The following is a 23,790-nucleotide window of genomic DNA, read 5'->3' as shown; positions in this document are numbered from 1 at the left end:
GAGGAGACCAGACGAACCTCTTTCTAGAGAAACCACAGGGACGAAAAGATGGCGAAGCTGACAGTAATCATTCCCTTCTATCAGAAGGAGCCGGGCATCCTGCGGCGTGCACTCACGTCTGTTTTTGCTCAGAAATTCAATGACTTCGATGTCATTGTCGTAGACGATGAATCGCCTTTCCCACCCGATGGCGATCTGATCGCCTTTTCGGAGGATGAGCAGGCGCGTGTTCGCGTCGTACGCCAGGACAATGCGGGCCCGGGCGGCGCGCGCAATACCGGGCTTGATAGCGTTTCGGCCGCGACCGACTTCGTGGCCTTCCTCGATTCGGACGATATCTGGACGCCCGATCACCTCGCTCTTGCCCACGCGGCGATGACCGGGTTTTCCGCGGATTGCTACTTTGCCTCCATCACGGGAGGCGAAGCGTTCTACTATCATTTCGGCGTGGAGGACCTCGCAAGGACCGAGACGGTGATACGTCTTGCGGACGATCCGCTTCTCATCGAAATTCCCGATCTCACCCAGGTCATGCTGAAGAACTGGAGCTTCCTGCATCTCTCCTCGATGGTGATCGGCCGGCCGGTGTTCGAGCGTATCCGCTTCGATGCGGCACTGAGGCTCGCGGCGGAGGACGTGCTGTTCTTCTGCGACTGCGTGCTTGCGGCCCGGCGGGTGGTGCTGAGCGGCGCGGTCGGTGCGGTCCGCGGGGAGGGGGTCAACATCTTCCACGGCATCGACAACGACTCGCCCCAATTCCTGCACCAACAGTTCAACACCTGGGTCGCGCTCGACCGGCTGGAGACGCGTTTTGCCGAGCGCCCGGCCGAGGTGGCCTCTCTGCGATCCTACAAGCAGACCGCCCGCCAGCAGGCGCTCTGGAGCCAGGCGCGACGCGTCAAGCACCGCAAGCTGCCGCAATTCGACATGCTGGCCCGCTGGGCGATGCGCGATCCGCGCATCCTCGCAAGCGCGGTGGGACTTGCCGTTGGCAAGTTCTCCCGCTGATCCGACAAGGAGAGACGGATGAAGCCCTATTACTGGGAATCGCAACACGGCAATTTCGGTGACGACCTCAATCTCTGGCTATGGGATTTCCTGTTGCCCGGGCTCCGGGAGGTCCATGCCGACGTGCTGCTCGTCGGTGTCGGCACCGTGCTGAACGATGCCCTCCTGCCCAAGGAGGGGCGCAAGCTCGTGCTCGGCAGCGGTTTCGGTTACGGAACCCTGCCTGACATGCGCGACGGGGATCTGTGGGACGTGCGCTGCGTGCGCGGTCCGCTGACGGCCGCAAGGGTCGGCGTGCCGGCGGAGCTGGGCATCATCGACCCGGCCGTCCTGGTCGCGGACATGCCGGAATTCTCGAACCGGCCGAAGCGCATCAAATCCGCCTTTGTTCCTCACTGGGAATCGGCCTTGGCCGGGCTCTGGCCAGTCGTTTGCGCGACCGCAGGCCTGCACTATATCGACCCGCGCGGCGAGGCAAAGGATGTGATCCGCGAGATCGCCGAATGCGAGCTGATTGTCGCCGAATCCATGCACGGCGCCATTCTTGCGGATGCATTTCGTGTGCCGTGGGTGGCGGTCAGCACTTCGGCCAACATCAATGGTTTCAAGTGGCGGGACTGGGCTGCGACGGTTGGCGTTGATCCGACCGCCCGGCGCATTCCCATCTCGACGCGTGCCGAGGCCATCATCAAGGGCGCCCGCTTCTGGGGTGTCGACTACGATGGCGCAGGGCACGGTACAGAGGAAGGCGCGGTTGCCGTTGCCGCTGCTGCGCCCCGTTCAGGTCTTCGCATTGCCGCAAAACAGATGCTCGCCGCGCCCTCCACGTTGGCGCTCTGGCAAGCGAGTCGTGCCGAGCCGCAGCTCAGCGCAGATGCGCGTCTACGGGAGCGCAAGGAGCGCCTGTATGCAGTGCTGGAAGGCGTGCGACGCGACTATCTCTAGACTCTAACGCGTGGCGGAGGCGGGTAGCAGGTAGCGCAACCCGCCTTCCTTCACTGGCGGTTCCGATCGCATCCGGCGTTGCGCGGCTTGCAGTTTGTCTCGCAGGATGTCGCTGGCAACGGCCGGCATTGCCAAGGGGTTTTCAAGTGCATAGGTGAGGGCTGCGCCTGCGCCGCCCTCCCGCTTGCGGTCGAGGAAATGACGCAGCGCATGGCGTCGGCCGATCTGGCGGCAATGGCGCCGCATCGCGTTCTGCGCCTCGTACGGCACGTTACCCGCAGCAAGGATCGCACGCTCCGCCTGATACAGTGCTTCAAGATCCTTCGTCCGGTGCTGGCCGCTCAGAGAATCGGCGCGAACGACCGCGCCATAGCCGCAGCTTTCGATAACGGTGTAGCGGGCGCCCGCAAGCAGCGCGCGCACATAAAGTTCGTAGTCCTCGCCGAGGCGCATGTCCTCGCGGTAGCGGAGATCGTGGGTGTCCAGGAAGGAACGGCGCATGACCGGCTTCAGGAAGCCGAGCTCGCCGCGCGGTGCGCCACGCCGGGAAATATTTCCGAGAACGAAATCGGCAAGACCGAACCGGCGTGGGCGTGGCGCGAAATTGTCCGGCTGCCGGGTGAGCTCGCCCTCGGGCATGAAGGCGATGTTGTCGGCGATGAAATCCCAGTCCGGGCAGGCGAGCATGCGTTTGAAACGGCCGGGAAAGAAGAAATCGTCCGCGTCGAGAATGCTGATCAGGGGCGCTCTGGACACCGCAATGGCATGGTTACGCGCTGCGGAAGGTCCCCAGTTCGTGCGGAAGCGAATGATATTCAGCCGTCGCGTCGTATCGTCGGCTGCGGCGGCAGCCGCAAGCGTGCGGTCGTCGGATCCGTCGTCCACGACCACGACCTCATCGACCTCCGGCTCCGCAAGGGCCGAGCGCACCGCGCGACCAATCGTTTTCTCCGCATTCTTCGCGGCGATAATGACGCAGACTTTTTCATCCTGGATCACGGCATACCTCTCGTGCGCACTGAACCGATGGCGCGGACATGTCCGCGCTGCAATGCAGCATGAAAGGAAAAGGGGGCACAAAAACGGCCCTTCCGGATCAGTGCAGGCTCAGGGCTGGGAGTGGCCGGGCTCGTTCATCGAGACGGGGACCTTGGCAGATGCCTTTTCGAGATCTGTCGTGAGGTGTCCTGCTTTAGCCTTGCGGGCCTTACTGACGCGCCAGGTGAGGTAGAGCACGGCAATAAAATAGCCGACCTGGATGAGAACTGCGCAGATGAGGGTTTGGATCGCTGTTGTCGCGACTGATCCGGTGCTGGCGTAGGTGACGACAGCGAACGCCACGAGCACGATCGCCATGCTCAGAAAAAAGCGTGGCACATAGGCCATGCTGTCCCGCCATTTTGTGTCCAGCGCTGGTTTCATCGGTGGATCGCCTTCTCCTCTGAGGCTGGCTGGAACTATAGGCGGTGGCGCGACCGCATGCAACTATCAGGATTAATGAGGTCATGCCTGGACGGTTCCGATCCTTGCCTGATCGATCTTGCGCTTCCGTTAAGACGGTTGTGGCCCCCCCGAGAATCGCGTCCGCCACTTTGCTGCCCAGATTTCGGCACCTTTCCCTCTCGAACGACTGGAAATACGCCGAAAAAGCGAGTCTGCAAATTTCCGTTGCAGCCATGGGGTTGCGCTTCGCCGCGGCAGTGATCACCTTTTGTTACAACATGAGCGATTTCTTATGGAGAAAGTGTGCGGTGCAAAATAATATTGCGCCGCAAAATTAGTAGATGGTTTCATGTCGTGGTGTGCATATGTACCATCGCGTGTCGAGACAGCAACGTATATCCATGTAAAAATAGCTCATCAGCCTCGGCCACTCCAGGCAAATTTGGCGCATCTCAAGGAATATCAGCGCGTGATCGGCGATCTTTTTGAACCAGGTGCCGTGCTTTATGCTTTTCATATACTTCGACATCCAAAAAGTTAGGACATCACGATTTTCTTAAATGTGCGGTGAGGGCGATAATTCGTCAGATCACGCGCAGAAAAACAAACTGTGACCACACACTGCGCATTGGATGTCTGAACGCGTCCGAGGGACCCGACCCTATCGCAATTCGAATGGAGCCATCTCTATGAAGTCCGCGAGCCGATCGGCCAGTTCGCCGTTATTCAGTTCTGTCGCAGCCGGCGCGCCGCCGGTGGGGGGGATATCGAAAAGGAGCTTTGACATCCTGGTAGCGCTTGCCGCGCTTATCCTGCTCAGCCCGATCTTCTTGTTGATCATGGCACTTGTGAAGTCCACCGACGGTGGCAGCATCTTCTATGGCCACCGCCGCATCGGTTACAATGGAACGACGTTCCGTTGCCTGAAATTCCGGACGATGGCAGAGAATGGCGACGCCCTTCTCCACCAGTATTTCGAAGAGAACCCTGAAGCCCTCGAGGAATGGCGGGCGACGCGCAAGCTGCAGGACGACCCGCGCGTCACTGTTCTTGGCACGGTGCTGCGCAAGCTCAGCCTCGATGAACTTCCGCAGCTCATCAACATTCTCAAGGGAGAGATGAGCATCGTTGGTCCTCGCCCGGTGGTCGAGGATGAACTGGAACTCTACGACACGTCCGCCGTCTATTATCTGCGCAGCCGCCCGGGTCTTACCGGCCTCTGGCAGGTCAGTGGCCGTAATGACGTTTCCTACGCAGCGCGGATCGCCTTTGATACGCACTATGTGCGCAACTGGTCGCTCACACGCGATCTCGTCATCGTTGCGCGCACCATTCCGGCCGTGTGCCTTTCGCGCGGCAGTTACTGATTTCCGCAAGAGGTTCCTATGAAAACGATTCCGACCGCGGCCACGGCCGCGCACGCTTTTTCCATGAGAATGCTCGGTGGCCTCGCGCTTGTTGTGATGCTCGCAGCCGGATCCTCAGCCTCTGCGGAGGAGTACCGGCTCGGTGTCATGGACAAGTTGCGCATCCGTGTCGCGGAGTGGCAGACAGCCGAAGGCGCGATCCGTGACTGGGGCGCCGTCAGCGGTGATTACCGGATCGGCGCAGATGGTTCACTCTCTCTGCCGTTCATCGGCCAGTTGCCGGCCGATGGCCGCACCACTGCGGATCTCTCGGCCGATATCGGAAAGAAGATGCAAGTGCTCTTCGGCCTCAAGGACCTGCCGTCAGCATCGGTGGAGATCGCCGAATACCGGCCGGTCTATCTGTCCGGCGATGTACAGACACCCGGTGCCTATCCTTATGCGCCGGGCCTGACGGTCCTCAAGGCGGTCAGCTTCGGTGGTGGATTGCGCCGGGCTGATCCCGGCCAGCGCTTTGCTCGTGATTTCCTGCGCTCGGAAGGCGAGGCCGCCGTCTATGTCGCCGAGCGCAATCGTCTGCTGATCCGCCGCGCACGCATCACGGCGGAGATGACCGGCGCTACGGAGATCGAGATGCCGAAGGAACTCGTCAAATCCGAGGAGGCACTGGCGATCATGGAAAGTGAAAAGGCGCTGATGGCCTCGCGCGAAAAGCGGCAGCGCTTGCAATTGACGGCACTGGCCGATCTCAAGTCACTGCTCGAGAATGAAATCGACTCGCTCGCCAAGAAGTCCGAAACCCAGACGCGCCAGCTTGAACTCGTCCAGGGCGACCTTTCCAAGGTCGATACGCTCGCGGAAAAGGGACTCGCCATCAGCTCCCGGCGTCTTGCGCTTGAACAGCGCACCGCCGACCTTCAGGCAGCCCTGCTGGATATCGACACGGCCTCGCTGAAGGCCAAGCAGGATATCAACAAGGCCTCTCAGGACGAGACGAACCTGACCAATGACCGCGATGCCGAACTGGCGCAGGAGTTGCAAAACACCGAGCAGGAGCTCGACACACTGGCGCTGAAGCTTGGCACCAGCCGTGATCTCATGTCGGAGGCACTGATGCAATCGGCCGATGCCGCCACGCTGAAGGACGGGCTCTCGACCGCGAATATCGGCTATTCCATCCTCCGTACGGTCAAGGGCAAGACCGAGCAAATCCGCGCCACCGAAACGACGCCGGTCCTGCCGGGCGATGTCGTCAAGGTGGAAGCCAGCCTCGCGACCCAGTGAGACCGCCGATGCGGATCGCGCGGAGCCGGCTCATCGGACCTGACGGCAACGAGGCCTATGGCGCCTTCGCCGTCGCGCTGTCGTTTTTTGTCTTCGCCTATTCCTTCCGCTTCGGCCAGGTATCGATCCTCGCATACTACGCCCTGTGGCTGCCGCTGATCGCTGTCGATTACCGGCGGGTTCTCGGCAACTATGCGAACTACCTCTGGCTCTTCGCCTTTGCGCTTTTCGCCTGCCTTTCCGTCTTCTGGTCACAGGCGCCAGGTGCAACGATGCGCACCTCGCTGCAGTATCTCTCGCATGTCGTGTGCGCGCTCATCGCGATGCGCGTCGTTGACACGCGCACGCTGGTGCGCGGCGGGTTGATCGGTACGGGGCTGGTGCTGTTCTATTCGCTTGCCTTCGGCGTCTATCATCTCGATCCGCTCGACGGGACCTACAGCTTTGTCGGTGCCTTTGCTTCCAAGAACCAGCTCGGATTCTACGCCTCGCTCTCTGTGCTGTTCGCCTTCGCCGCGCTCTTTCTCGGCATGGAGCGCGGTGTCTGGAGACTGGCGGCGGTTGGCTGTGTGCTGGTCGCGCTTTACTGCCTGAAGGCCTCGCAATCGGCGACGTCAGTCCTCACGACAGTCGCCGTCGCCGGTCTTTGCCTGGCGCTGCGAGCGTTGGAAATGCTCGCGCCACGTCACCGCAAGATGCTGTTTGCGACGCTCGCCGTGCTGACCTTGGGGCTCGGTCTCGCCGCCGTCTATGGTGGAGGCTTCGAGATGGTCCTCGGCGTCTTTGGCAAGGATGCGACGCTCACCGGGCGCACCTATCTGTGGCAGCAGGGCATCGCGACGGCAAGCGAGGCGCCGCTCGTCGGCATCGGCTACCAGGCTTTCTGGGTACAGGGTTTTGCGGAAGCCGAGCGGCTCTGGGCGGCGTTCTTCATCGCCGGGCGCAGTGGCTTCCACTTCCACAACACGTTCATTGCCGCGACGGTCGAGACTGGCCTGATCGGCTGCCTGCTGCTGTCCATGGTGCTCCTTGGCACGCTCATCGGGCACTTGCGCCGTCTGCTGTCGGTTGCCCGCGACCGCGAGGCACTGGTGCTCTTCACGATCGCGGCTTTGCTGGCGGTGCGCACCTTCGTGGAGATCGATATTCTAAATCCCTATCATGTCGGCTCCTTCCTGCTGTATTTCGCTGCCGGCAAGCTGACGGATGGGCGGCGAAGCGAGGCTCATCGGTTCGTGACGGTTGGGCGGCCTGTCCGCCGTCGACAGGGAGCCGTGTCCGCATGACGCCCGCCGCCATCCCCGAAGCTCGCCGGGAGACACTCTACGGTATCCAGTATCTGCGCGCATTTGCAGCTCTTGCGGTCCTTGCCTTCCATGCAGCCGAGCGCAGTGGTTATGCCTTTGCCATCGGTGCGGCTGGCGTTGATGTCTTCTTTGTCATCAGCGGCTTCATCATGTGGGTGATTGTCGAACGGCGGCCCGTGTCGCCCGGACGCTTTTTGCGCGAGCGGATCCGCCGTATCGTGCCTGTCTACTGGCTGGCGACCGGGGTCATGGTGGCGGGAGCGCTCGCGGGGCTGTTTCCCAATCTGGTTCTGACAGCCGGCCATGTCGGCGCGTCGCTGTTCTTTGTGCCGATGCGCTCGCCGAGCAGCGGAGAAATCTGGCCGGTTCTCGTTCAGGGTTGGACGCTCAATTACGAGATGTTCTTCTACGTCGCCTTCGCCGTCTGCCTGTTCCTGCCTGCGCGCGCGCGCCTTACTATCATCGCGGCGATCTTCCTGTTCCTCGTTGCCCTCGGTCTCGTGCTGAGAAGCGACAATGCCCTTTTCGTCACCTATACGAGGCCGATCATCCTGGAGTTCGTCGCCGGTATGCTGATCGGCCGCCTATGGCTCTCCAGGCATAGAGCGCCCCGCTGGCTGGCATCTGCTCTCGTCGTCGCGGCAGTGGCCGGCTTTGCCACCATCGGCATTTGGAACCTGCCGTTTGACGAGTGGATCTGCGGTCCGCTTGCCGCCGCTCTCGTCTATGGCACCGCCTTCCTGGAAAAACAGGGCACCGGTATCCCGCTGTTTAAGTTTCCCGCCCTTTTGGGCTCCGCATCCTATTCTATCTATCTCTGGCACACATTCGCGATATCCGTAGCGGTCAAGGCCGGCAGCATGATCAGCCTTGCACCGTCGATCGCCTTCGTCACATCAATGTGTACGGGATTGGCTGCCGGGCTCTGCGCGTATTTTTTCTGCGAGAGGCCACTTCTGCAGGGCATGGGAAGAGCCCCTGCGCGCACCCGCCTTTCGCCGTCCATTCAAAGCGAGAAGGCGTAGCTCTGTTTCTCGAGGCATGGAGGCTACTGATTTTGCTTTAAAATGGTGTTTGCCGCGATATAACCCCAGGTCATATTGGGGCCGAGTGTCGTGCCTGCGCCAACAGCACGGGTACCGAACGGGTTTGCCATTGCAAGGCCTGCCGCATATAGGCCAGCGATAACCGATCCATCCTCGCGAAGAACCTGGCCTCGCTCGTTGGTACTGGCGCCGCCCTTTGTGCCGAGGATCGAGCGGTTGAGCGACATGCCGACATATGGCGGTTTGTCGATGGGTTTCAGTCGGTTCGGCGCGCCGTGAGCCTTGTATTCTTCCCAGCTATTCTCGCCGCGGCGGAAGTCCGTATCGCGCCCTGTCGCGCACTGCGCATTCCAGCGTGCGATGGTTTCTTCAAGGGCATGCGGCGGAAGCCCCAGCTTACCGGCCAGTTCGCTTACGGTGCTCGCCTTCTTGACCCAACCCCGGTCGTACGCCGCATACCATCGAAAGGGTAGTGCGGCGTCGAGGAAACGGTGATCGCCGACGAGGAATGCCGGCAGATTGACCGTTATTCCGTTGTCGTCGCGCGCATCCAACGCTTCGCCGATATTGAAATCGCTTTCGCTGACGAACCGCTTCGCATGTCGATTGACCACGATGGAATGCGGTTCAGCCTGAAATGTCATGGGCAGGCCGCTCGGGCGCCGCTCATACCGCGTCGGAAGGCACGGATAAATGTTGGCCTGATCCATGCAGAGCAGCGCTGCATCGGCCAGGCGAGCCAGCATCTGTCCGTCGCCCTCATTGCTGCTTGGGCTGCCGATCCGGTCGATCGGGCCTGGAAAATGCTGGTCTAGCATCTCCTTGTTCCATTCGAAGCCGCCGCTGGCGATGATTACGCCTCTGGCGGCATCGATCTGGCTCTTCTTTCCATCGTGTTCGACCTCGACACCCGTGACGCGGCTTTCCGCATCCTGGATGAGGCGCACTGCGCGCGTTTCCAGCCGGAACTCAATGCCGACATCAAGGCACCCTTTGATCAGGCCAACCATCAGCGCGGTGCCTTGACCGCCTGCATTGGTCAGCCAGCGGTAGAGAAGCTTGTTCCAGACCTTCAAGCCTGCCTTAACGGGGTGATGATAGATGTCGAGATCGACGGCTTCCTTATAGGTAAAGCTATGCGGCAGGGTCGAACGGCGGAGTGTCTTGGCGAAACGGCCGAGAAGGCGGCGGCTTAAGGCCCTCGGCGTCACCATGCGGCCAAACATCTTGCCGCCCGGAGCTTCCGTGAAGGGATCGGGTTCCGCGACGAGCTGGAAATCCAGCGGCGTATTCTTCGCAAGGAACTGGAGCATGTCGGGTGCCGCTTCCACGAAGGCAGCCCACCGGCCGCTGTCAGTTTCCTTCTGCTTTGGCGGTTGGACGGCATGAAGATAGGCGAGCGCCTCCTGCTTACTGTCCGCAATGCCAGCGGCGGCGGCTATATGGTTCGCCGGGATCCAGATGCCCGCCCCCGACATGGCGGACGTACCGCCGAGCCGATCGGATTTCTCGATGACCAGGACCTTCAACCCGCCAATGGCGGCGCGCAAGCCTGCCGCGCATGCCGCGGATCCAGACCCGATCACCACAACGTCGAACTCGTTCATTGCCGTCTCCAATCGTATGTCGGCACTATAGAGAGAAGAATCTTTATCTGTCTACTATTGTGTAGACACTTTTTGCGCGCTACGCTCTCAGTACGGTTTGCTCCGGAAGGAGGCGGTCCTTCCGGCATGCCGTCGGGTCCATCTGCACCTTTTCGTGGTTAACATACACCTCGAAAGGGTGCGGCTCTCCGCCTAAGCCAGCCGTGTTCTAAACTTGCCCTTGCTGACCGGACTGTATCATGACCAAAGACGACATACCCGGCCTCCAGGATCCGCGCCTTACGCCGGGAGTGGATCTGCTCGTTCGTGGGCGAGCGATGGCGCGGGACTGGCGCCTTGGAACCAGCCGCTTCATGCGCGAGATGGGCGTGGCCTCCGAAGCGGAATGGAAGCGGCAGGCTGCCGCAAGCCGTCGGATCATGCAGCATGCCCATATCGGTTTCCGCGATGTCAACCGCACGATCGAGGGTATTCGCGCAGTCCATGGTTCCTGCGCTGAGGCCGGCGTGACAGTCGATCGTTTCGGTATCACGCTCGACTGGTCTATGGGATATCCCGAATCCTGGCGTGCGAAGGCGTCGCGCGGCACCGGCATCGTCCTGACTGGTCCAGAGGACTTCGCCCGTATCATCGAGGCGGCGCCTGCCGCCGCACATTTCGGCGATTTCATGCTCGGTCTTCCGGGGGCGCTGGAAAACACACGCGCAGCCATAGCGGCGGGCGCCACGGCCGTCGGCAATCTTGGCCAGTATTTCACGTTCCGTCTGCCCTATTGGGACGACGACGTGGCAACGACCGAGGCGACCGTAACGGCGCTTGGGCTTATTGCCGCGCAGGATGCCGAAATTCTTGTTCATTCCAATCTCGATGACGGTTTTGCGGGGCTTTTTATCGATATGGCTTGTGCACTGGGTATGGTGCTCATTGAAAAGCATATCGTAGAAGATCTCATAGGCGCGCGACTGGCGCACTGCTACGGTCACCACTTCAGCGATCCGCTGTCGCGCACGGCCTTCCATGCCGCCCTGGTTCAGGTAAGTGATACGCCAGGAACAATGATTTTCGGCAATACGGTTGCCTATCAATCGACCCCCGCCGGCAATTATGCGAGCCTTGCAAGCTATCTGCTGGCCGATATTCTCGCGCTCGGGCGCTGGCCGACGGGGCATGCGGTCAATCCGGTTCCCGTGACGGAAAACCAGCGCATCCCCGACATCGAGGAAATTATCGACGCACAGACCTTCGCGCACCGGCTGACCTTGCAAGCGCCGTTCTACGATCCGGTCTTCGACTGGGCGCAGGTGGAGAAGATGGCGGGTGTGCTTGTCGAGGGTGGGCGCCGTTTTGCCAAGTCCACTCTCGAGGGGCTCGCTGCGCTTGGCGTTGCGGTGGACGATCCGGCCGCGTTGCTGCTGGCAATCCGCCGTATGGGACCAAAGCGCATGGAAGCCCTCTTTGGCCCGGGCGCTCCTGGCGTGCGGGCCCGCACGCCTCTCATTCACGCGGAGTGGGCGCGCGAACTCAACCATAAGGCCGAGGAATGGGTTGCTTCGCGCGGCAAGGACGTCGGTGCGACCTCCGTTTCCGTGTGCATAGGCACCACTGATGTCCATGAGCACGGCAAGTATCTCGTCGAAAAGGCCTTTGAGGGGCTAGGCGTCGAAACAGTCGATGCGGGCGTCGCCGTAGACCCTGAGGCACTGGTCGCGCGCGCCGTCGAAGCCGGTGCCGATATGGTTGCGGTCAGCACCTATAACGGCGTTGCATTGTCTTATGCCAAGGCGGTGAAGGCGGCGATGAAGGCACAGGGCGTCAACTTACCTGTCTTGATCGGTGGCAGATTGAATGAGGTGCCGAAGGATTCGAACTCCGGCCTTCCAGTCGACGTGTCCAGCGACATTGCCGCAATTGGCTGCATCCCATGTCATGACCTCGATGGAATGCTGGTCGCACTCAAGGCGCATTCACAAACGCCTTAGACAAAATCCGGGATCTGCAGCACTGCGCTTAAAAGTGTCTACACATTTGTATTAAGTTGAAGTACGAGTGTCGGCGGTGCCGCACTTCGGGAACAAGGGAACGGGAAATGCAACTTACATTCACGGCAGAAGGTCGGGCCTGGCCAATTCGTCTGAGCGGAAATGCGACCCGCACACGCACGGCACTGCTTGCGAGTTTGCCTCTGCGCCTTCAGCTGCACACGCCGAAAATCGCCGGCAGCCACATCTACTGGCATGCGCCGTTCGTCGAGGATGTGGAAGGCGCAACCCACGTCCTCGACGCGCAGGCCGGTGCTTTTATCTATTGGCCCGTCCGTCAGTTCCTGGAGATCACGTTTGCCCCCTTGCAGGCGGAGAACGCGCAGATCACCGTGCTTGGGCAGCTAGACGCACCGGTAGACGGTATCGCGGAACTCGCTGCAATGCTGAAGAACGAGCAAGGCCATCGGATCATCGAGGGAACGCTTGCCCTAGCAGAGGGGGAGGAGACCGAAGCGACGGTTGCGGCTTCATCTCTCTTGCCTGATGATCTTGTGTCGCGCCGAAAGACGTTGTGGGATGCCATGCCTGACGATATCGCGCGCCTGACGGTATCGCGCGCGATCATGCATCCTGCCGGCCCGGTCTTCGCGGCGGAAGCAGAGGCCCGTGTCCTGCACGAACTGCTCTGGTGGGTTCGCGCCGGCCAATCTCAATATGATGACGCCGTGCTTCGGCAGACCATGGCGATCACACTCGACAAAACAGCGACGCGCTTGCGCGACTTCTGTCACATGGAGGAGACGCCGGCCCTGCTTTTCGCCCTGCGCGATGCAACGCAGACGGATGTGCCGCTGGCGGCCCTCGTCGATGAGGCAATCCTTGTCGCAGGCCGGATTGGCGCCTGGCTTGATCTGCTGATCCCATGGAACGATCTCAACGAAGCGTTCCGCGCTGCTCTCGATTGAGGGCGGTCATTTCTCTACCATCAGGCCTTTGAACGGCCGGACAACCTCAGTAGAACGGTGTCGCAGGCGGCTTGCCACGCCTGCGGCTGGCCTTCGCTTGCCAGGACATCAAGTCCCAGTTCCGTGATGCCACCGGGCGTCACCAATTCGCCGATCAGCGTTTCCATCGGCCTGTCGGTTTCCGCGATCAGACGACCGGCTGCGACGAAGGTCAGCGCGGCCAGCTTGCGCATCGCCACCGCATCCCCCCCCTGCGCTGTTGCCCAGTCGGCAGACTGGCGGATGAGATCCTGCGCCCAGCCGTAGACCGCTGCGTTGACAGTCGCGATCTCGAACTCATCTTCACTGCCAAGCGGGATAACAGGCCCAAGCTTTTTCAAAACCGCGATAGCCCGTTCGACAGCCGGGAAGCACACGGTCGGGCTCGCATTGATCGAGGCGGCTGTCAGCGGCATGGCGCGCATCACGCGAGCGGGGCCTGCTTCAAGATGAGAGATCGTCACACCGGCACAAAACGACACGAGCGTCTGGCCGGCGCGCCAGGGAAGGTCGGCAATGGCGGCGGGCGCATCGACAGGGCGCACGGAAAGCAGCACAATGTCCGCGCGAGTCACAAGGTCGTCATTATCGACGGCGAGGGGAATGCCCCAGCGCGCGGAGAGCGCGTGTGCCTGACCGCGTGGGGAAAGGAGAATGGAGGCCGGTTCAACGCCTGCTCTTAAGAGGCCTGACAGGATCGAAGCTGCGAGATGACCAACGCCGATGATGCCGACAATCACTGTTCGCCTCCAAAGTGATGACGGCGGCTTGCCATCGACGCGAAGTTGAGAAAAAAATATTGTACAAAACTGTAGACACTATTATTGCAAGCGACAAGACGCAGGAAGCGCCATGACGGAAAGAATCGATTTGGAAGCGGCAGACACGTCGATGGTTGAATCCGAGCAGGACAGCCGTCGATCCGCCGACAGCAGCGAGCGTGCGTATAACACGATCCGCCAGCTTCTCGTCGAATTCAAGCTCAAGCCCGATGCGCGGTTGAACGAGGTGCAGCTTTCGCGCAGTCTTGGCGTCTCCCGCACGCCTGTCCGCGAAGCGCTCAACCGGCTTGCCTCTGAGGGCTTTGTATCGCTGACGCCGAACCGCGGTTTCTTCGTGCGCAGTCTGTCTACAGAGGGCCTTATCGATCTCTACGAATTGCGCTCCATTATCGAATGCGCGGCGTTCCGCCTGATGTGCGAACGGGCCGATGACTCAGAAATCGGCCGTTTAACGGCCTACTGGGCCAGCATCGTTGACGGCTACCAAGACAATCCGCCGGATGAGATTCTTGCGAAGGATGAGGGCTTTCATCTGCTGATCGCCGAGCTTTCAGGCAATCCCGAACTGGTGAACCAGCTTGCTGCGATCAATGCGCGAATTCGTTTCATACGGCGTATCCAGATCGAGCGCACCCATGATCCGCGCCAGGTTTCATCCCATTCTGAAATCGTCGCAGCCGCCGTGCGGCGGGATTCGGAACGCGGAATGACGTTATTGCGTGACCATATCGAAATGTCCGTTTCGGCAACGCAGGATGCCCTGAAGGACGCCTTGCTAAAGGTCTACACATCGCAGGATCCGGCCGCGCCGCCGCGAGGTCGGCGGAGGACAAAAGGCATCTAATGCAAAAATTGAACGCAATAGTGTCGACACTTTGTTGACGTCGCATTAAATGTCTGCTTCCTTATGTGCATGGCAAGAGACCGGAACGGCCGGCCGACATTTCGCGTAGCGTCCATCACAGGGGAACTCACATGAAAATCGCTGCCTCACTTTGCCTCGGCGTCTCGCTGCTTGCCACGCCGAGCTTCGCCGAAGAAATCTCCGTCGGTCTCGCTGCTCCCTTGTCGGGCCCGCAGGCCTATTTCGGCAACACCTGGCACAACGGCTTCAAGCTGTACTGGGACAAGCTGAACGTCGAGGGTGGCGTCAACGGCGTGACGGTCAAGTACAACCAGCAGGACGACAAGGCCGACCCGCGTGAAGGCACACTCGTTGCGCAGAAATTCTGCGATGACGAGAGCGTCGTCATCGGACTGGTGAACTTCAATTCCGGCGTCGCCCAGTCAACGCTTCCGATCTACGAGGATTGCGAGCTGCCGACCATGACGTTCGGCTCCAACCCGGATCTGACCAAGCAGGGCTACAAGTTCATGGTCCGCCCGGTCGCAAACGATCTGGCAAATGCACTGCTGCCTGCTGAATATGCTCTGCAGAAGCTTAATGCCAAGACCGCCGTCATCGTCAGCGACAAGCAGGTGTTCGGTCAGGGCATTTCCGAAATCTTCGGAACGAACTTCACGGCCGGCGGTGGTCAGGTGCTCGACACGCTCGCTGTTGCACCGACAGACGTGGACTTCACCTCCGTGCTCGCACAGATCAAGGCGAAATCGCCCGATGTCATCTATGTCGGCGCCGTCATGCCGCAGATCGCGCTTTTCGCCAAGCAGATGCACGAGCAGGGTGTAACTGCGTCGCTCATGGTGCCCGACGGCGGATATACGCCTGACTTCATCACGCAGGCAGGCGAAGCCAACGTTCAGGGCACGATGGTCGCCATTCAGGTTCCGCCGATGGATGCCTCCCCGGCCATTGCCGAATTCGCCAAGCTCTACAAGGAGAAATATGGCGAGGAAGCTGGCCCGTACTCGATCTACGGCTATGTCCACGGCCAGATCCTCGAAGCGGTGCTGAAGTCGACCAAGGGGCTGTCGCGTGAGGAAATCAACGATGCGCTGCATGCGGTCAAAGTTCAGACTGCGGTTGGCGAACTTGAATTCGACGACGTTGGCGAGCTGAAAGTTGCGCCCTCTTACCTCTACAAGGTGGAAGGCAACGACTTCAAACTGGCCGGCTCCAAGTAACGGTTTCGGGCCGGCTTCAGAGCCGGCCCGCCCTCCGCCGTACGGCCGGCGATCTAGCGCCGCCGCCGCGCACCCATTCCCGTTCGCCGCGATTGCTGCGAACTCTTCCGGGCAGGACATCCATGCTGGGAACCTTTATTCAACAGACAGTCAACGCTCTGACCATCGGCTCGATCTACGCACTTATCGCGCTCGGCTACACAATGGTCTATGGCGTGTTGCGCATGATCAATTTTGCTCATGGCGAAATGTTCATGCTCGGGGCGTATGCCGCCTTCCTCGTGCTGACGGTGTTCGTCGGCGACATCGGAGCGGTCGGCGCCTTCGGCCTCACACTGGCATTTTTCGGCGCCGTGATTGCCGTCGGTTTCTTCGGTGTCGGCATCGAGAGGCTGGCTTACAAGCCGTTGCGCAACTCGACGCGGCTTGCGCCGATGCTGTCGTCACTCGGTGTTTCGCTCACACTTGTTACAGGCGTTCAGATCCTTGCTGGCCCGCAACCCGTTGCGTTTCCGAGCTTCTTCCCGGCAACACGCTACGACTTCATGGGCGGCACGGTAACGTCGGTCCAGATCGGCATTCTCGTCGCCGCCTTTGTCCTGATGTTCGCACTCTATACGCTGGTCAACCGTAGCCGCATGGGCATCATCGTGCGCGCCGTTTCCGAGAGCCGTCCGACGGCGCAGCTGCTCGGCATCAACGTCAACCTCGCCATCTCGGCGGTGTTCTTCTCCGGTCCCCTGCTCGGTGCGGCCGGTGGCATTCTCTACGCAAGCTACTACGGCATCATGTCGCCGACGATGGGGGCCGTCATCGGGCTCAAGGCCTTCACCGCGGCCATTCTCGGAGGCATCGGCTCCATCCCCGGTGCGATGCTGGGTGCCTATATCCTGGCCTTCGTGGAAGTTGGCGGGACCGCGCTGCTGCCGCTTATTACGAATGGAGTTCTCGGTACGGAATATCGCGACGTTCTGTCCTTCGCCATTCTCATTCTCGTGCTTCTCGTAAAGCCCGCCGGCATTCTCGGTGAGCCCGTATCCGAGGAAAGCATGGTCTATAAGAGGGAGTTCTGATGTCCGTCGCCGGCATTTCCTCATCCGCAAAACCGCAGGCCTCGCGTCTCGTCGCAATTCTCGTGCTTGCGGCCATCGTCGCACTCGTGGCCGCAACGCCGTTCCTGCCAAACTATCATATCCGCGTCGTCAACAGCCTGCTCATCTACATCCTGCTGGGGATCGGTCTCAACATCGTCATCGGCTATACGGGGCTTCTCGATCTCGGCTTCGTGGCCTTCTATGCGGTCGGTGCTTACACCTATGCGCTGTTGGCAAGCCCGCAGCTCGATCTTCATCTGCCGTTCCTTCTCATTGTCGGCATTGCCGCCGTGCTGGGCATGATCACGGGCATCCTTCTCGGCATCCCCGTGCTGAAGCTGAGGGGCGATTACCTCGCCATTGTCACGCTCGGCTTTGGCGAAATCATCCGTATCGTCATCAACAATGTCGACTGGCTGACGGGTGGGCCGAAGGGCATCGCGCGCCTCGACAAGGCATCCATTCTCGGAGTCGAAATTGCGCGGCCGGTGGAAATCTATTGGCTGCTCCTCGTCACCGTGTTTTTGGTCGGCCTTTTCGTCTGGCGCCTTGAACGTTCGATCCTCGGCAAGGCATGGGCCGCGATCCGCGAGGACCAGGATGCCGCGCGCGGCATTGGCATCAACACGACCAATGCCAAGCTGGCTGCCTTCGCCACATCGGCGACCATCGGCGCGATCGCCGGAACGATCTTCGCGGCATCGCAGCGTTTCGTCAGCCCGGAAAGCTTCACGCTTCAGGAATCTGTCCTGATCGTTCTGATGATCGTCATCGGCGGCATCGGCAACATCCTCGGCATCGTCGCAGGAGCGGCCATTCTCATCCTCTTGCCGGAACTGCTGCGCGAATTCGCCGAATGGCGTATTCTCTTCCTCGGCATCCTGATGGTCGTGCTGATCATTGTGCGCCCGGCTGGCATCGTGCCGCGAACCTTCGGCCCGGAAAAACTCATTCGGGGGCTTTTCGGCAAATGACACTCGTCTTCAAAAACCTGCGCAAGCAATACGGCGCCAATGTCGCGATCAACGATGTCTCCACGGACTTCGCGCCCGGCCTCATCTACGGCGTGATCGGCCCGAACGGTGCCGGCAAGTCGACGCTGATCAATATGACAGCCGGTTCCTACTCCGTTTCGGACGGCTCCATTTCGCTGGATGGACGTCGCCTCGACGGGATGAAGAAGCACCAGATCGCCAATTCGGGCATCGCGCGGACCTATCAGAATATCCGGCTGTTCGATCAGATGACGGTGCTCGAGAACCTGGAGGTCTGCGCCTATCCTGCCGAAGTGTATAACACCTGGCGGGAGGTGCTTTGGCCACCCTATGGCCGAGAACGTGCCGCTGCGCGCCGCGAAAGCGCAATGGAAATCCTGCGCTTCTTCGGGCTCGAGGGCTATGCAGATGCTGAGGCTGGCAGCCTTCCCTATGGCCGCCAGCGCATGCTGGAGATCGCCCGGGCGTTGGCGATGAAGCCGCGGGTTCTGTTGCTCGACGAGCCGGCCGCCGGGCTCAACCATCATGAGACCGCCGAATTGACCGCAAAGCTCGCCGAACTGCGCTCGCCCGAACGGATCATGCTGGTCGTCGAGCACGACATGGACCTGGTGATGACGCTCTGCGACCGCATCGTGGTCATGCACCACGGTAAACTTCTCTTCCAAGGCACGCCCGCTGAAGTTCAGGCGAGCAGCGACGTTCAACTTGCCTATCTGGGGACTGACAATGACATCGATGACATCAGAGCCGCTGCTCAGGATCGCCGGGCTCAGCTCGGGATACGGGCGCGTCGGCGTTCTTGAAGGCGTCGATCTCGAGGTCGACACCCGCGAGATCGTAGTCATTCTTGGCCCGAACGGGGCCGGCAAGACCACGCTCCTGAACTCCATTTCAGGCGTTGCGCGCCCGACGGCAGGCTCGATCCAATTTGAAGGGCGCGACATCACTGGTGCACGGCCGGAGCAGGTCGTGCGCCTGGGGCTGACACATTGCCCAGAGGGGCGGCAGATCTTCCAGCGTCTGACCGTCGAGGAAAATCTGGTCGCCGCACATATCGGCCGTGCCGGCAAAAGCTTTGAGACGTTGCGTTCCGAAGTGTTCGAACTTTTCCCCGTATTGAAGGAACGCCGCAACGGCATGGCCAGTCGGATGTCCGGCGGTCAGCAGCAGATGCTGGCGATTGGCCGCGCGCTGATGGCGGAACCGAAGCTCCTGATGCTGGATGAGCCGTCGCTCGGTCTGGCCCCGAAGATCGTACACCAGATTTTCCGCATTATTCTCGACCTTTCGAAAACCGGCATGTCGATCCTGCTCGTCGAACAGAATGTCCAGCTTGCGCTGGAATGCGGCGATTACGGCTACCTCCTGAATACGGGCCGGGTAAAATTACACGGCCCGGCGCAGGAAATGGCGGAGCATTCGGCGCTTGGCGAGCACTATCTCGGCGGAGCGACCGAGGACACCATTCATGTTTGAGGTCGACTGGAAGACTCCGCACCTGTGGCGGAAGACGACAGTGGCCCGTAAAACCTCTCCGGCATTGACCGGCGATATCGAAACCGAAGTGCTCGTCGTTGGTGGTGGGTTTACCGGCCTGGCCTCGGCGCTCGGTGCTCGTGACAGCGGCGCCGGCGTCGTGCTTCTTGAAGGTAACGAGATTGGTTCGGCCGCTTCCGGACGCAACAACGGCCTCGTCATTTCGCACCATTCCAAGGCCTCGCCGTCGGAACTCGAGAAGGCTTATGGCAAGATCCATGGCGATCGTTTCAACACGCTCGTCGCGGGCGCAGCGGATGTGGCCTTTGGCTTGATGCAGCGTTTCGGCATCAATGCGCATCAGGTCCAGCAAGGCTGGATACAGCCCGCTCATACCGAGGCGACACATGCCCGCGCGCGGCAGTTCCATGATGAGTGGAGGGCTTTTGGCGCACATGTTTCGTGGTTCGACCGCGACGAGGTTTCACGTCGCGTGGGAAGCCGCTATCTCGGCGGATGGATGGTTCACAATTCGGGGCATATCAATCCCTTCGCCATGACAGTGGGACTGGCGGATGCCATCGAGCGCGAAGGCGTGCACATATTCGAGAATACGCGCTGTCTTCGCCTCGAGAAGGCTGAACGCGGTTGGAGGGTCTATACGGCAGCGGGCAGCGTCACTGCGCGCGAAGTCGTCCTCGCCACAAACGCGCTGACGGATGATCTCTGGCCGGGCCTGAAACGCACGCTGATTCCGATGAAGGTCTTTCAGGCGGCGACCGAGCCACTGGCTGACGACATCAAGGCGCAAATCCTCGTCGGTAATCCTGCCGTCTCGGACATGCACAACGACCTGCGCTATTTTCACTACGATTGCGATGGCCGGCTTGTCAGCGGTGCGACGCACACGTTCTGGCATGACGAGGACAGGCGCGGTCGTGCCAAGGTGGCGCGGATGCTGGCGGGCACGTTTAAGCCGCTCGGCGGCGAGCCTCGAATTACGGAATACTGGAGTGGTACCTTTGCGGTGGTGCCGGATCTGAAGCCGCATCTTTATCGGTTGGCGCCCGGCCTCGTCTTCGGGGGGCTTTATTCAGGACGTGGCGTCGCGCTCTCCATGGCGCTGGGGCAAGAGATGGGGCGTTGGGCGACGGGTCGGCGGACGGACGCGGACATGCCACTTCCTGTCACGTCAATGCAGCCGATTGCCTTTCATCCTGTCGCCGTTCAGGTCGCCAATCGCATGCATGCCTGGAACCGCCTGAAGGACAGGCGCGCCTGAGCGCGCCTGTGGGCAGAACTCAGCCCGATTTATCGAGATTGCGGAAATAACGAACTTCGATGGCGCGCAGGATATCGCGCGGTTCGTCGTCGTAGCTTTCGGAAAACTGGTCATCACTACACTCGATCATGATCGCCCAGCGGCCGCGATGCGGATTCAGCGCGCAGTCCGGAAAGTTCATGTGGTGGTGCCACACCTTGCCGGCGTCGTCGATCTCCACGAGGCGGCGCAGGAGCGGCGAGCCATCAAGCAGCGCTTCCTCTGCGCTCGAGGGGTGGCCGGCGTCGAGAATGTCGTCGCCATGCAGCATCCTTACAAGCTGCTTGTCGACCTGCGGGAAGCCGTCGGACGGCGCGATGTAAGCCGTATGCATCGCGTCATCTTCGACTACCGCGGCGTAACGGCCGTCGAAAGGGTTGAACCGGCAGCCGGGGGACAGAACATGCGAATGCCAGGGCTTGCCTTCGCCTTGCAGGCGCTGGGCGAGCGGCAGGCATTCGTCGAGCGTAATAGTCGTGTAGTTGATGGTGCTGTGGTGGGCGGTGCCGTTGCACATGACAAGGCCTTTCTTAGAGGGAAGAGGGATCAGCTTTTCGAGAAGCGGGTGCCACCGACGACCTGCCTGGTGGGCAGCATCTCGACGATGGAGAGGTCGACGACCGGCGGGGTTGCAAGCATATGCGAGATCGTCGCGGCGACATCGTCGGGCAGGATGCATTCATAGCCGTCATAAAAATCGGCATCCATATCGAGCTGGTTGTGGATGCCCGTGCGAACGCGACCGAGGCGGATCTCGCCGACACGGACGGGTGTTTCCTGAAGCTCGAAGCGCAGGTTGGCGGCAATCGATTGCATGGCAGCCTTGGTAGCGCTGTAGGCGCCCGGCCCCGCGCCGGGGACATTGCCGCAGATCGAGCCAAGGAGCACGATGGTTCCGCGCTGTCTTTCAACCATTCCGGGGACGACTGCGCGCAGCACGTTGAAGAGGCCGGTGAGATTGACGGCGATCAACTGGGAAATCGTCTCAGCAGGTGTCTTGTGAATGGGCAGGTTCGGGCCGAGGATACCGGCGCCGTGGACGAGAACATCCGCGTTTAATCCTGCAAGCGCTGCCTCGATGGCTGCCGCGTCACCGATATCGGCAGCGATGCCTTCGCAGCCATATCTTTCACAGAGTTCATCGAGGGCCGCGCGGCGGGTGCCGACCGCAATGACGCGAAAACCCTCGCTGACCAGCCGCCTGGTGACTGCATCGCCTATGCCGCCCGTCGCGCCGGTTACAACTGCTGTTGCCGTCATTCGCTTCCTCCGGGAGGTAGATGTTATTTGTTGTAACATTTAACGCGATGCATTTTTTCGCGTCAAGGATGAGATTGGACATCCGGGCTTTTCTTGAGAAAATTGGAATCGCGGGACAAGCGGCGCCTGGACAGTCGTCTGGCGGTTGCGCAGTACACCCGGCCTTTCAGTGGCTTAACGCGCGGCCTTCTGCCGCCGCTCCGTACTCAGCTGCGCCTTTATCATGTCGACCAGCGTATCGGCCGCAAAATTGATGTCGACGACGACAGCGCTGGCGAGGCGCTCGGGGTCCCGTGATTGAAGTGCGCGCACCATCATGTGATGATTGTTGATGCCCTGCTCGATCTGACCGAACCGGGGATAGATGACGTTGAGATACGAACTGTTCATCATCCAGCGTTTCTCGATCATTCTCACCAGCTCATTCATCCCGCTGGCCCGATAGATCGCGAAGTGGAATTCCCAGTTCAACTCCATGACCTGGGCATAGTCCTTGCGCTCGTTTGCCTGGACCATCAGGTCGTTGATTTCGATGATATGTTCGATTTCCTCGTCGGTGATGCGCAAGGCGGCCTCGCGGGCGGCCAGCCCTTCGAGCGCCGCACGGATCTTCGTGAGCTCGATTATCCGTTCCGTCGTCAGAGTCGGAACATAGACCGAGCCGTTCGAGCGCATTTCCAGGATACCCTCGGCGGCGAGATTGTAGAGCGCTTCGCGGGCCGGCGTCAGGCTGACATCGAGCGCCGTGGCGACGGCGCGAATGGTGAGTTTCTGACCCGGCTTGAAGCGGCCGGCCATGATGGCGCTGCCGAGCTGGGTGCGGACCTGCTGGCCCAGCGTTTCGCTGCGACCGATCGGCGCCAGATCGATACCGGTGAAGGATGCGTCTGCGGTCTTGGTCTTGTTCATATTGTCGCCGGCACCCAAGACGCCTCAAGCCGGATAACTGAGGCGTGTATTGTTATTTGATGCACCACTTTACACGTGATTGCTGGTGGACGGAAAGGGGCGTTAGGCACCTCTCCCCCTTTCAGTGGCTGAGTACCTGACTGAGGAAGGTACGGGTGCGTTCGTTCTTCGGATTGTCGAAGAGTTCGGCTGGTCTGCCTTCTTCGACGATCTCGCCCTTGTCCATGAAGATAACCCGGTCGGCAACCTGTCGCGCGAAGCCCATTTCGTGGGTGACGCAAAGCATGGTCATCCCGTCGTTCGCGAGTTCAACCATGACATCGAGCACTTCTTTGATCATCTCGGGGTCGAGGGCCGATGTGGGTTCGTCGAAGAGTAGAATCTTGGGCTTCATGCAAAGCGCGCGGGCAATGGCCACGCGCTGCTGCTGGCCGCCCGAGAGTTGGCCCGGAAACTTCAATGCCTGCTCGGGAATGCGCACGCGCTTCAGATAGGTCATGGCGGTCGCTTCGGCTTCCTCGACCGGAACCTTGCGGGCAAGGGTCGGTGCAAGCGTGCAGTTTTCCAGCACGGTCAGGTGTGGAAACAGGTTGAAGTGCTGGAAGACCATACCGACGTCGCGCCGTATATGGTCGATATTGCCGATATCGTCATTCAGCTCCGTTCCCAGCACGTCGATGCGGCCTTGCTGGTGTTCTTCCAGGCGGTTTATGCAGCGGATCAGTGTCGACTTGCCGGAGCCCGATGGTCCGCACACGACGATCCGCTCGCCCGAGCGGACATCGAGGTTGATGTCGCGCAGGACCTGAAACTTGCCGTAGTACTTGTTCATGCCGGTGATGCGTATTGCGGCTTCGCTCATGAGGGTTTCT

Annotated in this window: 23 protein-coding genes; 15 read left to right on the top strand and 8 right to left on the bottom strand. The window is 60.6% G+C overall.

The genetic code is table 11. From position 1 onward, the window contains the following. The first annotated feature begins 48 nt into the window (after window positions 1–48). Complete coding sequence (locus MKI86_RS19750; RefSeq protein ID WP_241604511.1) at window positions 49–1,008, top strand: glycosyltransferase family 2 protein; 960 nt, start codon at window positions 49–51, stop codon at window positions 1,006–1,008. A gap of 18 nt (window positions 1,009–1,026) precedes the next feature. After that, the gene (locus MKI86_RS19745) at window positions 1,027–1,953 is read left to right on the top strand and encodes a polysaccharide pyruvyl transferase family protein (protein ID WP_241604508.1); all 927 of its coding nucleotides are present in this window, start codon (window positions 1,027–1,029) and stop codon (window positions 1,951–1,953) included. A gap of 3 nt (window positions 1,954–1,956) precedes the next feature. Here the strand turns inward: MKI86_RS19745 and MKI86_RS19740 are convergent, their stop codons facing one another. Then, window positions 1,957–2,952, bottom strand: a complete 996-nt coding sequence (locus MKI86_RS19740; protein WP_241604506.1) for a glycosyltransferase family 2 protein — start codon at window positions 2,950–2,952, stop codon at window positions 1,957–1,959. Window positions 2,953–3,060: 108 nt separating this feature from the next. Continuing rightward, the gene (locus MKI86_RS19735) at window positions 3,061–3,375 is read right to left on the bottom strand and encodes an exopolysaccharide production repressor protein (RefSeq protein WP_269470874.1); all 315 of its coding nucleotides are present in this window, start codon (window positions 3,373–3,375) and stop codon (window positions 3,061–3,063) included. 710 nt (window positions 3,376–4,085) lie between these two features. On the opposite strand from MKI86_RS19735, the gene MKI86_RS19730 reads away from it, so the two are divergent. From MKI86_RS19730 to MKI86_RS19715, 4 genes are all read left to right on the top strand, one after another. Further along, window positions 4,086–4,763: a sugar transferase gene (locus MKI86_RS19730; RefSeq protein ID WP_241604504.1), complete on the top strand. Its 678-nt coding sequence runs from the start codon at window positions 4,086–4,088 to the stop codon at window positions 4,761–4,763. A gap of 63 nt (window positions 4,764–4,826) precedes the next feature. After that, window positions 4,827–6,047, top strand: a complete 1,221-nt coding sequence (locus MKI86_RS19725; protein ID WP_241604551.1) for a polysaccharide biosynthesis/export family protein — start codon at window positions 4,827–4,829, stop codon at window positions 6,045–6,047. A gap of 8 nt (window positions 6,048–6,055) precedes the next feature. Beyond that, entirely contained in the window at window positions 6,056–7,333 is a 1,278-nt protein-coding gene (locus tag MKI86_RS19720) for an O-antigen ligase family protein (RefSeq protein WP_241604502.1), read from the top strand. Next, window positions 7,330–8,379, top strand: coding sequence for an acyltransferase family protein (locus tag MKI86_RS19715; protein ID WP_241604500.1), 1,050 nt, complete (start codon window positions 7,330–7,332; stop codon window positions 8,377–8,379). Before MKI86_RS19720 ends, MKI86_RS19715 begins: the two co-directional genes overlap by 4 nt. A gap of 23 nt (window positions 8,380–8,402) precedes the next feature. Here MKI86_RS19715 and MKI86_RS19710 read toward each other — a convergent pair whose 3' ends face one another. Next, a complete protein-coding gene (locus MKI86_RS19710; RefSeq protein ID WP_241604497.1) occupies window positions 8,403–10,007 on the bottom strand; it encodes an FAD-dependent oxidoreductase in 1,605 nt (534 codons plus the stop codon). Between the two features lie 239 nt (window positions 10,008–10,246). On the opposite strand from MKI86_RS19710, the gene MKI86_RS19705 reads away from it, so the two are divergent. After that, window positions 10,247–11,986: a cobalamin-dependent protein gene (locus MKI86_RS19705; RefSeq protein WP_241604495.1), complete on the top strand. Its 1,740-nt coding sequence runs from the start codon at window positions 10,247–10,249 to the stop codon at window positions 11,984–11,986. Between the two features lie 107 nt (window positions 11,987–12,093). Beyond that, window positions 12,094–12,954 (top strand): hypothetical protein, encoded by an 861-nt coding sequence (locus tag MKI86_RS19700; protein WP_241604493.1) that lies wholly within the window; start codon window positions 12,094–12,096, stop codon window positions 12,952–12,954. Between the two features lie 20 nt (window positions 12,955–12,974). Here the strand turns inward: MKI86_RS19700 and MKI86_RS19695 are convergent, their stop codons facing one another. Further along, entirely contained in the window at window positions 12,975–13,733 is a 759-nt protein-coding gene (locus tag MKI86_RS19695) for a pyrroline-5-carboxylate reductase family protein (protein ID WP_241604492.1), read from the bottom strand. Window positions 13,734–13,845: 112 nt separating this feature from the next. Here MKI86_RS19695 and MKI86_RS19690 point away from each other — a divergent pair, with 112 nt between their 5' ends. The 7 genes from MKI86_RS19690 to MKI86_RS19660 all read left to right on the top strand — a co-directional run bounded on the left by MKI86_RS19690 (window position 13,846) and on the right by MKI86_RS19660 (window position 20,710). Next, on the top strand, window positions 13,846–14,619 hold the full coding sequence (locus MKI86_RS19690) for a GntR family transcriptional regulator (RefSeq protein WP_241604489.1): 774 nt from the start codon (window positions 13,846–13,848) through the stop codon (window positions 14,617–14,619). Window positions 14,620–14,750: 131 nt separating this feature from the next. Next, complete coding sequence (locus MKI86_RS19685; RefSeq protein WP_241604487.1) at window positions 14,751–15,860, top strand: branched-chain amino acid ABC transporter substrate-binding protein; 1,110 nt, start codon at window positions 14,751–14,753, stop codon at window positions 15,858–15,860. A gap of 122 nt (window positions 15,861–15,982) precedes the next feature. Then, entirely contained in the window at window positions 15,983–16,933 is a 951-nt protein-coding gene (locus MKI86_RS19680) for a branched-chain amino acid ABC transporter permease (protein WP_134646273.1), read from the top strand. Continuing rightward, a complete protein-coding gene (locus tag MKI86_RS19675; protein WP_241604485.1) occupies window positions 16,933–17,928 on the top strand; it encodes a branched-chain amino acid ABC transporter permease in 996 nt (331 codons plus the stop codon). The genes MKI86_RS19680 and MKI86_RS19675 overlap by 1 nt, the downstream gene beginning before the upstream one ends. Beyond that, window positions 17,925–18,755, top strand: a complete 831-nt coding sequence (locus MKI86_RS19670) for an ABC transporter ATP-binding protein (RefSeq protein WP_241604483.1) — start codon at window positions 17,925–17,927, stop codon at window positions 18,753–18,755. The genes MKI86_RS19675 and MKI86_RS19670 overlap by 4 nt, the downstream gene beginning before the upstream one ends. Continuing rightward, entirely contained in the window at window positions 18,679–19,428 is a 750-nt protein-coding gene (locus MKI86_RS19665; protein WP_370880022.1) for an ABC transporter ATP-binding protein, read from the top strand. The genes MKI86_RS19670 and MKI86_RS19665 overlap by 77 nt, the downstream gene beginning before the upstream one ends. Next, window positions 19,421–20,710 carry an NAD(P)/FAD-dependent oxidoreductase gene (locus MKI86_RS19660; RefSeq protein ID WP_241604481.1) on the top strand — a complete coding sequence of 430 codons (1,290 nt, stop codon included), beginning with the start codon at window positions 19,421–19,423 and terminating at the stop codon, window positions 20,708–20,710. Before MKI86_RS19665 ends, MKI86_RS19660 begins: the two co-directional genes overlap by 8 nt. 19 nt (window positions 20,711–20,729) lie before the next feature. On the opposite strand, the gene MKI86_RS19655 is transcribed toward MKI86_RS19660, so the two are convergent. From MKI86_RS19655 to MKI86_RS19640, 4 genes are all read right to left on the bottom strand, one after another. After that, on the bottom strand, window positions 20,730–21,266 hold the full coding sequence (locus MKI86_RS19655; RefSeq protein WP_241604479.1) for a hypothetical protein: 537 nt from the start codon (window positions 21,264–21,266) through the stop codon (window positions 20,730–20,732). Between the two features lie 29 nt (window positions 21,267–21,295). After that, entirely contained in the window at window positions 21,296–22,009 is a 714-nt protein-coding gene (locus MKI86_RS19650; protein WP_241604477.1) for an SDR family oxidoreductase, read from the bottom strand. 174 nt (window positions 22,010–22,183) lie between these two features. After that, on the bottom strand, window positions 22,184–22,918 hold the full coding sequence (locus MKI86_RS19645; protein ID WP_241604475.1) for a GntR family transcriptional regulator: 735 nt from the start codon (window positions 22,916–22,918) through the stop codon (window positions 22,184–22,186). A 121-nt stretch (window positions 22,919–23,039) separates the two neighbouring features. Beyond that, window positions 23,040–23,780: an amino acid ABC transporter ATP-binding protein gene (locus MKI86_RS19640; RefSeq protein ID WP_241604473.1), complete on the bottom strand. Its 741-nt coding sequence runs from the start codon at window positions 23,778–23,780 to the stop codon at window positions 23,040–23,042. Window positions 23,781–23,790: the final 10 nt, after the last annotated feature.

Origin of the sequence: Shinella sedimenti, from assembly GCF_022601905.1 — a bacterium.
GTDB lineage: Bacteria > Pseudomonadota > Alphaproteobacteria > Rhizobiales > Rhizobiaceae > Shinella > Shinella sedimenti.
The sequence above is the reverse complement of the archived record's forward strand: the minus strand, read 5'-3'. Positions and strand labels throughout refer to the sequence as shown.